At 39.0% G+C, this 12,584-nt stretch carries 12 protein-coding genes and 1 pseudogene; 9 read left to right on the forward strand and 4 right to left on the reverse strand.

Annotation, left to right across the window (positions count from 1 at the left end):
- The first annotated feature begins 36 nt into the window (after positions 1 to 36).
- Positions 37 to 216, forward strand: a complete 180-nt coding sequence (locus AC4CU2_RS05105; protein ID WP_029575077.1) for a hypothetical protein — start codon at positions 37 to 39, stop codon at positions 214 to 216.
- 147 nt (positions 217 to 363) lie between these two features.
- Here AC4CU2_RS05105 and AC4CU2_RS05110 read toward each other — a convergent pair whose 3' ends face one another.
- The gene (locus tag AC4CU2_RS05110) at positions 364 to 594 is read right to left on the reverse strand and encodes a DUF2171 domain-containing protein (RefSeq protein ID WP_490768366.1); all 231 of its coding nucleotides are present in this window, start codon (positions 592 to 594) and stop codon (positions 364 to 366) included.
- Positions 595 to 777: 183 nt separating this feature from the next.
- Positions 778 to 1,320: a serine O-acetyltransferase gene (locus tag AC4CU2_RS05115; RefSeq protein ID WP_490768367.1), complete on the reverse strand. Its 543-nt coding sequence runs from the start codon at positions 1,318 to 1,320 to the stop codon at positions 778 to 780.
- A 513-nt stretch (positions 1,321 to 1,833) separates the two neighbouring features.
- Between AC4CU2_RS05115 and AC4CU2_RS05120 the strand changes: the two genes are divergently transcribed.
- Positions 1,834 to 2,052, forward strand: coding sequence for a hypothetical protein (locus AC4CU2_RS05120; protein ID WP_078426587.1), 219 nt, complete (start codon positions 1,834 to 1,836; stop codon positions 2,050 to 2,052).
- 344 nt (positions 2,053 to 2,396) lie between these two features.
- On the opposite strand, the gene AC4CU2_RS05125 is transcribed toward AC4CU2_RS05120, so the two are convergent.
- Together AC4CU2_RS05125 and AC4CU2_RS05130 are read right to left on the reverse strand one after the other, a co-directional pair.
- Positions 2,397 to 2,987 carry a hypothetical protein gene (locus AC4CU2_RS05125; protein WP_490768368.1) on the reverse strand — a complete coding sequence of 197 codons (591 nt, stop codon included), beginning with the start codon at positions 2,985 to 2,987 and terminating at the stop codon, positions 2,397 to 2,399.
- A gap of 89 nt (positions 2,988 to 3,076) precedes the next feature.
- Positions 3,077 to 3,775, reverse strand: coding sequence for an exonuclease domain-containing protein (locus tag AC4CU2_RS05130; protein WP_062033883.1), 699 nt, complete (start codon positions 3,773 to 3,775; stop codon positions 3,077 to 3,079).
- 492 nt (positions 3,776 to 4,267) lie between these two features.
- On the opposite strand from AC4CU2_RS05130, the gene AC4CU2_RS05135 reads away from it, so the two are divergent.
- From AC4CU2_RS05135 to ahpF, 7 genes and pseudogenes are all read left to right on the forward strand, one after another.
- On the forward strand, positions 4,268 to 5,512 hold the full coding sequence (locus AC4CU2_RS05135) for an alpha/beta hydrolase (RefSeq protein ID WP_490768369.1): 1,245 nt from the start codon (positions 4,268 to 4,270) through the stop codon (positions 5,510 to 5,512).
- Positions 5,513 to 5,667: 155 nt separating this feature from the next.
- Complete coding sequence (gene glyA, locus AC4CU2_RS05140) at positions 5,668 to 6,921, forward strand: serine hydroxymethyltransferase (protein WP_339399666.1); 1,254 nt, start codon at positions 5,668 to 5,670, stop codon at positions 6,919 to 6,921.
- Between the two features lie 170 nt (positions 6,922 to 7,091).
- Positions 7,092 to 7,495: pseudogene (rnk, locus tag AC4CU2_RS05145) on the forward strand (nucleoside diphosphate kinase regulator).
- Between the two features lie 312 nt (positions 7,496 to 7,807).
- Complete coding sequence (locus tag AC4CU2_RS05150; RefSeq protein WP_490768370.1) at positions 7,808 to 8,596, forward strand: tellurium resistance protein; 789 nt, start codon at positions 7,808 to 7,810, stop codon at positions 8,594 to 8,596.
- A gap of 19 nt (positions 8,597 to 8,615) precedes the next feature.
- Positions 8,616 to 9,749 carry a toxic anion resistance protein gene (locus AC4CU2_RS05155; RefSeq protein WP_490768372.1) on the forward strand — a complete coding sequence of 378 codons (1,134 nt, stop codon included), beginning with the start codon at positions 8,616 to 8,618 and terminating at the stop codon, positions 9,747 to 9,749.
- A 33-nt stretch (positions 9,750 to 9,782) separates the two neighbouring features.
- Positions 9,783 to 10,709, forward strand: a complete 927-nt coding sequence (locus AC4CU2_RS05160; RefSeq protein WP_490768373.1) for a hypothetical protein — start codon at positions 9,783 to 9,785, stop codon at positions 10,707 to 10,709.
- Between the two features lie 169 nt (positions 10,710 to 10,878).
- The gene (gene ahpF, locus AC4CU2_RS05165) at positions 10,879 to 12,444 is read left to right on the forward strand and encodes an alkyl hydroperoxide reductase subunit F (protein WP_490768374.1); all 1,566 of its coding nucleotides are present in this window, start codon (positions 10,879 to 10,881) and stop codon (positions 12,442 to 12,444) included.
- Positions 12,445 to 12,584: the final 140 nt, after the last annotated feature.

A 12,584-nucleotide genomic window follows, 5' to 3' on the forward strand; every position in this document is an offset into this window, starting at 1 on the left:
TGAGATCTTTATTATTTCGGTCATTGGAGAACAAACATGAATGTCTTAGGCATAGGATTGATCATTTTATTATCATTAATCGGCTTAGGGGCACTCATTACAGGTTTTGCTGTGGGCGAAACATTCTTTATTGTGATTGGATTACTTATATTTATTATGACCTTTTTGGTTTGGTTAAGCCTTAAAGATAAAGTTTCAAATCCTTTTAAAGATTAAGAATGTTGTAATTGAGTGAATTTTATACCTTTGCTATAAATGAATATTGAGCGAACTGTGATGGACATTATGTTCTTTGTATCTACTCAGTGTGTACTTCATATGAACTACCAGCCCAAAGGCTGGTAGATTTGTAATTCTTTGAACCTATGCTTCAATCCAATTATCTTTAATTTCTTGTGCATCTTTATTTAAAAGGACCTGATCCTCTCGAATTTCTCTAACCCACGCACTTGGGATAATATGGTGTTTCCCATCGCCATGTTTGGTGAGTTTGATCTCTTTACCTTCTATGTGGTCAACATCTCCAATCTTCGTTCCACATACGGCAATTACACTAGAATGTTCTTTAATGTCTGAAATATTAATCGTGGTCATGATGTACCTCTATCTTATTCATCGAACAAAAATGAAGATTTACCCTAACCTAATTTCTCGTAGCCATGGGTATTTGAAATACAACAGCAACATATTATGTCTTAAAATTTACGGAGTATAAAAATTGTCAGTCTGTGTTTTATTTATAGAGTGCTAAGTCGATTAAATTATGCTGATGTTGTTTTAGTTGTAATTCAGCCAGCATTTATTTACTGAATTTCCAGCATTATTATAGTGAATGACTTTTGCATAATTACCTACAGCTGTTGCATTATCAGGAATATCTTTGGTGACCACACTACCTGCACCGATGGTGGCATTATCACCAATTTTAACATGATCGATAATACAGACATTTGGGCCAATATATACATTGTCGCCAATTACAGCGGCCTGACGACCGCCATTGGCACCAATCGTTGTAAACTGAGAAAGGTTGACATTGTTTCCAATCACAGTAGTTGGGTTGACAATCAAAGGTCCCCCATGACCGATGAACAAGCCATAGCCAATTTTTGTGATGCAGTGGATATCGATCCCGTATTTCTTCTTCTTATAATAAAAAATAGGGTAGGCCAGTTTGCCGATCCACGATTTTGAAGCTGAAAGACGTAACCAAACGCTAAAGTTAAAACCATGATTAAACAAATAAGTTTTGAGAAATGAACTTAATTTCGTATTGCCACAATACCGATATAAATCACTCAAAATCAATTGAACTAACATGGAAAAGAACTCATAGGTTGAATGCGAGATTTTACTTGATTTGATGCAGAGCGGTTATCTAGATTTAGCCTTCAGCATCATCTCGTATTTTTAAAAAATATCAATTGGCTTTTATTTGTATAGTTGTTTCGAAATGTCATAAGCCCTTGTCGATAGTGAAAAATGCTTTTATATTGTACCTACAGTAGGTCGATAACTAAGACGCTACGATGTAGTTGGACGGATCAATGACAGCTCGTTGAGTTTGATACAAAATGTTCAAACAATAAATCAGCACTAGCCTTCCAACATAGAAAAGCTCGCAGCAATGCGAGCTTTTTTTATGTGAAAAAATATGACTATGTATCTCAGTTGTTAATCATATTTGATTTAAGTTTATGATTTATAGTTATGATTTTGAAAATATTTATATAAATTAACATTGCGATAAATTCTAACAACTCTAATGGCAGTGCTGGAAAAAACTTGTGCTATAAGATTAAGCAGAGCTAAAAAAAGAAAAGGAATATGATCATGACACAGCTTGTAGATGTAAAGGTAAAGGACCAGTACAGTCAAACCTATAATGTGAAGGCCCAGTTGAGGCAAGCCCCTGAAAACTCCGAAGCAGAACGTTTGGATCTGTTTAAACGAATTGAACATATCGTTGTTGATGGTGAAGTGATTCTGCCTAGTATTGAACTGTTATTTGAAAGTCGACAAACGGAAAATATATACCGAGTTGTTGATTAACCCTATTGAAAAAAGCCCATGTAACCATGGGCTTTTTTTATGGGCGATCTATATCGAGTTAAGTTATCCTATTGCAGTATATAAGAGATAAATTTTTTTGAGTGACTATTTTGAACGTCATAAAATAAAATCAGCATATCACTTCACACATAGTTATTATTTATCAAGCTGTTTGATAAATGGTTCGAGTAACCATTGTGCCAAAGTCTTAAACAGTCGATTAAAGATATTAAGATTTATTGCCTGAATAACATGTAAAACAAGAGTTTTTTAATAAAACTTGTAGCTTTTAAATCTTAACTAAGACCGAAAAGACTCAATTATTATCCTTTGAATCTATTTATTTAAGCTGCCTGCAAACGCAACAGTGAGTGATTGATCTGTTGTAAGTGTTGGTTGAGTACTATGGGTTCTATTCGACTTTCCTGTAACGTCGTAATCCATTGCATTTGGCAGCGTTTGAGACTGTGTAAATCTGTCGCCGATTGAATTTGAAGAATAAGTTGTTTTGCCATTAAGCCACAATAACGTTGTAATAAGCTCATCATCAAATCGCGTGTTTCTTCAAAGCTATAAGCTTTAAGTGGTGGGGCTGCGCTTTGTGTAGGAGCGGGTGGTGTAGGGGGCTGCGCTTTGCTGTTTAAATCTATTGGATTGACGTTATTCTGACTATTTTCTAGTACTGATGCCGGTGGTTGAGGTTCCGATTGTATTGGGCTAGGGGCATGAGATGTTTGTGTAGAATGAATTAAACCTAATTCAATTAATTGTTCGAGGATTTCAGGCGTTGCGATGCGTTGTTTGAACTGGTCAGCCAATTGTTCAAAATCTTCTGTACCAATTAAAACCAATAGTCGTCTTTGACGCGCATTGAGTGGGATATGACGTTGTTGTAAAGCATCTAAACCTAATGCTGTTTTTTGATAATGATTCATACCTTAATTTACTCCCCCGAACAAATAAATTAAGGCTGAACATACAGGGTGAAAATTACAACAATATTAAGAATTTATGACAATATATTTTAGAGCGTTTTAATGCTCGTATTTTCTAAAGCTTTACGTAAGTATGGATCGAGTTCATCTTGACGCATTAACCACTGAATATAGTCAGCAGGGAGTTCGGCAATCGCTGTGCCGCGATGCTTGCCAAAATTAATGACTCGCGGAATACGAGCATCTTCAGAGACAGCAAATAATTGCTCCATGCTGTTTATTTTTAATTGATGAACCACATGCATTAAAATATTGGCCGTTAAAATAATATCCATATCGGCACGATGAGCTTTTTTAATCATTTCACGGGCTTTTTCACTGCCTTTTGAAATCATATAAATGAGTGCCGAAATATTGTGGGCTTCAGCATCAGGCCAGACCAAACGTGCAAGTGCGAGTGTACAAATTGCTTTAATATGAGAAGTATCGACACCACATTTTTCGATAGCACGAATATCATAATCAATATTATGACCAATGATGTACTGCGTTTCTGTAGGTAGTTTAAAGGTCGTGTAGTGTGGCTTCCCAACGAGGTCTGACTCTAAAATATGATGCACAGCCATCGCTGCGAATGAGATCGGTTCATCGACGGTATAGAGCTGATCAAATACTTGGCTTTTGTCTAGGCTTAATTTGCCATTTGCAATTTCAATCGGTGCATATGCAATCTCAATGGGTTGACCATTTAGAGTATGGGTTTCTGTGTCGAGAATAATGGCTTGCATGTGCATATCCGAAAATTAAAAGCTGAATAAATTTATCATTTCCAAGACTATCAAGACAGCCTATGACTGCCAGATTTGTGGTTTATTTGCTGATTTTGTGCGGTGATGTTGTTTAAATCATCTGGTGAAGCTAGGTGATTAGAGATCAGGCTTTCTTAAGCAAGGGAAAAGTTGGAAGCTACTTATCGATTTATTTAGGCAGGTTGAAAAGCAAAATGATTGCTTAACATTAAAATAATTCTTTGGGATTTGGTTCAAACAAAGACTAGAGAAGAGCTCACTGCCTGAATTCAGTTGTAGGATCAGGATTTATTTTGAACTCCAAATTACCAGTTTTTATAACAATGGTGAGTGCGCATTTACAGACAATGTTCACTTTGTATCATTCTCGTAACTGGTCTTGCCATGTGTCATTTTGAGGCGTAAATCATTAATGTATTCAAGTGATTTGAATCGTTACAACAAGAAAAAATGTCATTAAGGAATTTTAAGATGAAAAAACATATATTGGCCGTGTTCGTCAGTAGTTCTATGCTTGTTTTAACAGCCTGTGGAGGAGGGGATGGCGATTCAACTTCTGTTGGTGTAGATGATGGGATTCCTAAAAATAATATTGTTAATCCAGTCGTAACTACGCCAACAGCTTATACGGCTACAGATATGTCAGCTACGGCTGGTGAAAGTGTGGTCATGACTTATAAAATGCTGGGTCAGGACAATAAAGAAACTCGCGCAACAGCATTGCTTTTTACCCCTAAAACAGTAGCTCCTGCGAAAGGTTGGCCGATTGTGGTGTGGGCACATGGTACTACTGGTGTTGCTGATATTTGCGCTCCAAGTAAATCTTCTATGGATCCCGATGTAAAATCGATGATTAATGAGTTACTTAGCGCGGGATATGTCGTTGTTGCTCCCGATTACGAAGGACTGGGAGAGCCAAGTGGTACAGAAGCCCATCCTTATCTTAATTTAAAAAGTGAAGCTTTTTCGATTACAGATGCAGTAGTTGCAACACGTGACTACTTAACCAAGCAAGGTAAATCGGTTTCAAAAAACTGGGTGACGGTTGGGCATTCACAGGGCGGTCATGCTGCTTTAGGTGCTGGTGAATATCAAAGTCGCGCGCAGTTAGATTATAAAGGGACAGTTGCGATTGCACCTGCGTCTAATTTAAAAACGATCTTTCAAGTGGGGGCTGCAAGTGTTGCAAATTTGCCAGCAACTCAACAGGTTGCTACTTATACTTCACTGAATACCTATGCTGCACTCATCACTGCAGGTATGCAAAATCCACCCAATATAACTTTGTACGGGCAAGTGTTTGAGTCTGAAGCAGCCCGTATTGCACGAACAGCTGAATCGGCATGTTCAGGGACTGTTTCTGTAAATTACTATACGGAAATGTGGGCTTTAGCGACTGGTTATAACACATTAAATGGATATTACCCAAAAACAGGCTTTCTAGATTTGCCAGTCATAAAAAACTTTTTAGATAACACATCTCAGCCTTTGAAGGTCAAACAAACAGCGCCAATTATTATTTATCAAGGCACCAATGACACGACTGTTCCAAGAGCGATTACGAATATTTTATATGCTGGTGCTTCTCAAGCTGGAAATAATATTCGTTATGTGACTGATGACAGTGAAACGAGAAAGTGGACCCATACCACATCGTTTAGTGAAAATATCGATGATATTGTTGATGATGTCAAAACACTCATGCCAATTCAGTAATTTGCTTTGACCCAAATCGCTCATGGAGTTCTGCTTCATGAGCGATTTTTTATTTAAACTGCGTAAAGTTCATTCTCGAAATTTATAAACTTCATGCTACAATACGCGCCAATCTTAGCACGGCTTAAAAGCCCTAATTTCATAGGACCTCGCTAATGTTTGCCAATATCTCAATTGCTGAATTTGATCCAGAAATCGCGCAAGCAATCACAAATGAAGATGCTCGCCAAGAAGCGCACATCGAACTGATTGCTTCTGAAAACTATTGCTCTCCAGCAGTAATGGAAGCGCAAGGTTCAAAACTTACAAACAAATATGCTGAAGGCTACCCAGGCAAACGCTACTACGGCGGTTGTGAATATGTAGACGTGATTGAACAATTAGCGATTGACCGTGCTAAAGAGCTTTTCGGTGCAGATTACGCAAACGTTCAGCCACATGCTGGTTCACAAGCAAACTCTGCTGTTTACTTAGCTCTTCTTAACCCAGGCGACACTGTTTTGGGTATGAGTTTGGCTCACGGTGGTCACTTGACTCACGGTGCTAAAGTAAGTTTTTCTGGTAAAACATATAACGCAATTCAGTACGGTTTAAACCCTGAAACTGGCGAAATTGATTACGAAGAAGTTGAGCGTTTAGCAGTTGAGCACAAGCCACGTATGATCGTAGCTGGTTTCTCTGCTTATAGCCAAATTGTAGATTGGCAGCGTTTCCGTGACATCGCGGATAAAGTTGGCGCTTACCTATTTGTAGATATGGCTCACGTTGCTGGTCTAGTTGCTGCTGGTGTTTACCCAAGCCCAGTTCAGATTGCTGACGTAACAACAACCACTACACACAAAACACTTCGTGGCCCACGTTCAGGTTTAATCCTTGCGAAAGCAAACGAAGAAATTGAGAAAAAATTACAATCAGCTGTATTCCCTGGTAACCAAGGTGGTCCATTGGTTCATGCGGTAGCGGCTAAAGCAATTTGCTTTAAAGAAGCAATGGCTCCTGAATACAAAGTTTACCAACAACAAGTGGTGAAGAACGCTCAAGCAATGGCTGAAGTTCTTATTGCTCGTGGTTATGACATCGTTTCTGGTGGTACAGAAAATCACTTGTTCTTGTTATCTCTTATTAAGCAAGATGTAACAGGTAAAGAAGCAGATGCATGGTTAGGCTCAGCTCACATTACTGTGAACAAAAATGCTGTGCCAAATGACCCACGCTCACCATTTGTGACTTCTGGTATCCGTATTGGTACACCGGCTGTGACGACTCGTGGTTTCGGCGAAGCTGAAGTACGTGAACTTGCTGGCTGGATCGCTGATATCCTAGACAGCAAAGGTGACGAAGCTGTGATTAACGCTGTTAAAGCGAAAGTTGAAGCTGTTTGTGCGAAATTTCCTGTTTACGCAAACTAAGTTCTGACTTGAGAAAGCCCCCTCAAGGGGGCTTTTTTTATAGCATTAAAAAATCAAAATCAGTTGAAATGTAATTTAGACTGCATTTCTGATATAACAGAAGTTATAGGCTAATAAATTATTTTTAATAAGAATTTTATTCATACCGTATTCAAATAGGAATGCAGCACATGGCAAACCCAGCAATTATCATTTCTGAGCAGGATCTTCATCGTTTAGAAACGATGTTAGAGCATCAGCCTAAACTTACACCGACCATGCAGTTGCTTGAAGAAGAATTGGCCCGCGCCGATGTTGTTGCTCCACAAGATATGCCTGCCAATGTGGTAACGATGAATGCAAAAGTTTTACTGACCATTGCGCCATCTACAGAAGCATCTGAAATTACCTTGGTTTATCCGCATGATTTTAAAGGTGAGAAGGGACAGGTCAATGTTGTAGCCCCAATTGGTGCAGCAATTCTTGGCTTAGCTGAAGGTCAAGAAATTGAATGGCCGCAGCCAGATGGTCAAATGATGAAAGTCAAAATTGAAAAGTGGTTTATCAACCTGAGCGTGAAGGCGATTATTTATAATATCGAAACACCTCATTTTAAAGCCATGTTGATCATGGCTTTTTTATGACTTCAAATATGCGTTTTGTTTCATAAAGGATTGTAACTCTATAGAAGATAAAAATAGAGTATGTATTGATTGGATCTTTTATTTCTACTCAATAGGTTTGGGTCTAGTATGAATAGAGTACTTAATAACTGATATAACCTTCATGATAATTTCTACGGCACAAAAGATGTCACAGCATTTTTGCAAAAATCTACATGTTATTTGACATAAAAGCTGTACTATAAAAATGATTTTATTCAATTTCTTTATTGGGTTAAAGCACTATGGCACAAATTGACGTTCTTGTTCCTTTAAGGAATATACCAGTCAATTCAGATGAACTTTTAAGTATCCAGCGTAATGATTTGGTTCCGTTGCTGAACGATCAATATCGTCTCAATCATTATGCAGATAGTGTCATTCAAGCGCAGTCTGCGCTGTTAAATGGAATAGACCCGCAGCTCACTTTACAGTTGAGCCAAACCATTGAGCAACTGATCCAGTCACTGGCTGACTCAAAAAAATATCTGAAGAAGCGTAAATTTAATGGGCTACAAAAGTGGCTCGGAATTGATATTGAATATGGTTCAACCCAAGTTGAATACTATAAAAAACTGGATCAGTTGTTGGATCGAGCCAATCATCTCAGCCAAAAATTACAAATTGAAATTCAAAAGTCACAGGCACGCTATCAGCAGTTAACAGGCTTACGTGAGCAAATGGCCAAATATGTATCTGCGGCTGAAGCATTTTTAATGGAATATCCTAAATTTGTGAAGAATGCACATCCTTTAGATAATTTTGAAGAACGTTTATCCAAGAAAATAAACAGCTTGCAGACTTTGCAAAGCAGTAATGATATTGCGATTACGCAAATGCAGTTGTCTCAGCAGCTTTCATTGAGTTTGTTAGATCGTTTTAAAGAAGCGCAGCAGGTCTTGATCCCAGCATGGCAATATCATGTCAAACAATCACAGCAATCAAGCTCGACAAGTGAACTGGAAAAGCTCGATAATAGCCGTGAAAAATTGATTCATACCTTAAAAAAATCACTACAGAAACCAACACTTTAAGAAATAGATTAGGTGAATTATGACCAACTCAGAACAAAACAGTCTTGTGGTAGAGCCAACCACTGAAGTGATTGAACACAAGTTTCAACAGTTAAATTTGCAAGAAATTGGCTTGCAACAAGATGACTTCAATGCGGTCTTGGCAGCACGGAAAGAGTTGGCAGAAATCAACCATAACGCCGTGGCGGAGTATGGTAAAAATATTGCGACACAAACTTCTGGATATACTGATGAGTTGTTAAATTTGGTGCAAAACAGGGACTTGGATGAAACTGGGCAAAAGCTAAATCAGGTGGTACAAGTTGCACAACAACTGAATACCTCAAGTATCTTAAATAAAAAGAAAAATTCAGGTTTCTTCGGTGGCTTGATGAGCAAAATTAAAGGCGCAAAGAATAATATTGATATGCACTTTAATACCACCAAAGAACAGATAGACACTTTGGTGAAAGAAATTGAAAAATCGCAGTCTGGTTTAAAAGCACGTGTCGATACGCTAGATCGGATGTTTCATGGTGTGCAAAGTGAATATAAACAGCTCGGTGTGTATATCGCAGCAGGTAAGTTGAAACAGGATGAAATTCAGCAGGAAATCTCAACACTGACTTCACAGGCACAAGACCAAACCACGACGCAGAGAGTTTACGATCTCAATCATTTAGCCAATAATTTGGAAAAACGCGTGAGTGATTTGCAGGTTTTACAACAATCAGCCATGCAAACATTACCGATGATTCGTATTATCCAGTCTAATAATTTGATGTTGGTCGATAAGTTTTACGCGATTAAAAACATTACATTGCCTGCATGGAAAAACCAAATTAGTTTGGCTATTTCTTTAAATGAGCAGAAGAATAGTGTGCAGTTGGCCAATACCATTGACGATGCGACCAATGACTTATTGAAGCGTAATGCTGATTTGTTACATCAAAACTCAGTAGATACAGCAAAAGCAAATCAACGTTCAGTGATTGATATTGAGACGCTTGAACATGTACAAAACACCCTCATTAAAACAGTAAATGATGTGATTCAAATACAAAAAGAAGGGATGCAGAAACGTGCGGAAGCAACCACACGTTTGCGTAGTTTGCAGGACAATTTGAATCAACTGGTTTTAGACTCGAGTTCTAATCGTACGACACCATCTTAATGCCGAGTTGGGTGGTCGATAGAGGAGAAGCGTTTGCCTTCCTTAGATGAGTATGTTGTTCAGCCTCAGCACATTGAACAAGGCGTGGTTGCACTCAAACAACGTCAACGTAAACTGAGTTTATGGTGTATGTTGAGTGCTGCCTTGTTTCTTGCCTCCAGCATTAGTTATTTTCTACAACCTGATTTTGTCTATAGCTTTTTTGGGCTGAGCACTGAAATACAGCAACTGCATATACCCATGAGTGTCGATGCAAATTTAGCATCACTTGGACAACAACCAGATTATTTTCTGAATTTGCTGTCATGGTTTGGTTGGCTTGTGCTCAAGATTATGGTGTCTTTTGTTGGGGCATTCGTACTGGTGCACTATGCACGGAAAATTCATTTTTTCTATGTACGTTTTCAATCTTTTATACTGAAGTTTGTGGCATGGCTGATTGCATTTATTCTGCTTTGGTCAGGGCTGACTTATGTGCAATATGATTTAAAAGATGATGAAAGCGAGGCTTTTCAGCAAATCGTACACTACGATAAAAATATTCAGCAAAGTGAAATAGCGCAGTATTTGCAGCAGTCTCAAATTCAAATGCCCGTAAAACATTATTTGCTTGCGCAGACGGCATTGTTACATCAACCTGTCGATAAAAATGCAGCCATTCCGCATGTGCTTGCTCTGGTCCAAGCAGAAAAAAATGATTCACATTTTATTGAATATGGGTTTAAGCCTGAACAGTTATGGACGATGCAGCATCAACTCTATGGCAAAACACTCACGCCAATGGCTGCAAGTGTAGAAAAGCAAGTTCAGCAAGCAGCGCAGTTCACGAAGGTCATGCAATTCTTCTCGCTTATCTTGATGCTACTGATGGCAGTGCTGAGTCTTGTGTTGTTTGGTCTGACGCATCAGTTAAAGGCCAGAACGTTAAGAATTGAACAGCGGATGCAGAGTGAATCCTAAGCTTTGACTTCATTTAAAGTCCTGCGTTTAATGGGACTTTTTATGATGAATATCTTTAAATCTATAAAACCGATTATTAAAATAAAAACAAACTGTTTTATCTATTTTTAGATTTACTCTATGATTCTTCTATCAAATAAATTTATAGACTGCTTTGGAGAGCTTAACAATGTTAGATCAAAATACTTCAGCTCAATTAAAAACACTTCTTGAACGCCTAGAAGGTCCGATTGAATTGGTTGCGACTTTGAACGGTACTGAGAAATCAGACAAAATCAAAGAATTGGTTGAAGAAGTTGCAGCACTGTCTCCACTGGTGACTGCACGTTTTGATGGTCAAAACTCACGTGTACCCAGCTTTGGTGTAGCAAAAGCCGGTGAAGAACCGCGTGTTTTCTTTGCGGGTTTGCCGATGGGGCATGAGTTTACCTCTTTGATTTTGGCATTGTTACAAACCTCAGGTTACGCACCCAAAGTATCGGATGAAGTTTTGGCTTCAATCAAAGCTTTGGGCATCCAGTCTAACTTTGATGTATTTGTCTCTTTAAGCTGTCATAACTGTCCAGACGTGGTGCAAGCCTTGAACCTGATTGCCATTTACAATCCAGGCACGACAGCAACTATGATTGATGGTGCATTCTTCCAAGATGAAGTTGAAGAACGCAAAATCATGGCTGTACCGATGGTGTTCCAAGACAACACCCATATCGGTCAAGGCCGTATGACCTTGGAAGAAATTATTGCCAAACTGGATACCAATTCAGCAGTCAAAGAAGCTGAAAAACTCAATGCCAAAGATGCTTTTGATGTTCTCGTGATTGGTGGTGGCCCTGCGGGAAATACCTCTGCCATTTACGCAGCACGTAAAGGCATTAAAACAGGGATCGTGGCTGAACGTATGGGTGGTCAAGTCATGGATACCATGGACATTGAAAACTATACCTCGATTCAAAAGACCCAAGGGCCGAAGTTTGCTGCTGAAATGGAAGCACATGTACGTGAGTACGGTGTGGACATCATGAACTTACAACGTGTTTCTAACATCAAAGGTGCAGATGAGACCGCGAATGGCTTGGTTGAAGTCACTTTAGAAAATGGTGCGAAGCTTGAATCTAAAACTGTGATTCTTTCAACAGGTGCACGTTGGAGAGAAATGAATGTGCCGGGCGAAGCAGAATACCGTACTCGTGGTGTTGCTTACTGCCCACACTGTGATGGTCCACTGTTTAAAGGCAAACGTGTAGCAGTAATTGGCGGAGGTAACTCAGGTGTCGAAGCTGCGATTGATCTTGCTGGGATTGTTGAACATGTAACTTTGGTTGAGTTTGATACCAAACTACGTGCCGACCAAGTGTTGCAAGACAAATTGCATAGTTTGCCTAACACTACGGTGATCCTGAATGCACTCTCGACTGAAGTTGTGGGTGATGGTCAGCAAGTGACAGCATTGAAATATAAAGACCGTGCAACTGATGTAGAACATACGGTAGAGCTTGCAGGAATCTTTGTGCAAATTGGTTTATTACCAAACACTGATTTCTTAAAAGAGACTGCTGTTGAGCTTTCAAACCGTGGTGAGATTGTGATTAACGATCGCAACGAAACCAATGTCAAAGGTGTATTTGCCGCAGGTGACTGTACGACTGTGCCATACAAGCAAATCATCATTGCCACAGGTGAAGGAGCGAAAGCATCTCTGTCTGCTTTTGATTATATTATTCGTTCTGGGCTGTAAGTGTGAAATGAAAAAGCCAACGCTCTCCCAAAATATACGTTGGCTTTTTCCCTTTATTTTGTATCGCTGATCTTTGGTTTTACCCTTGATAGGAACTGAGTCGCTAACAGCTCAGTTCCTTTTTTTTCGTTTAAAGCAAA

The sequence above is a fragment of the Acinetobacter sp. 797_lipA genome (assembly GCF_058243025.1).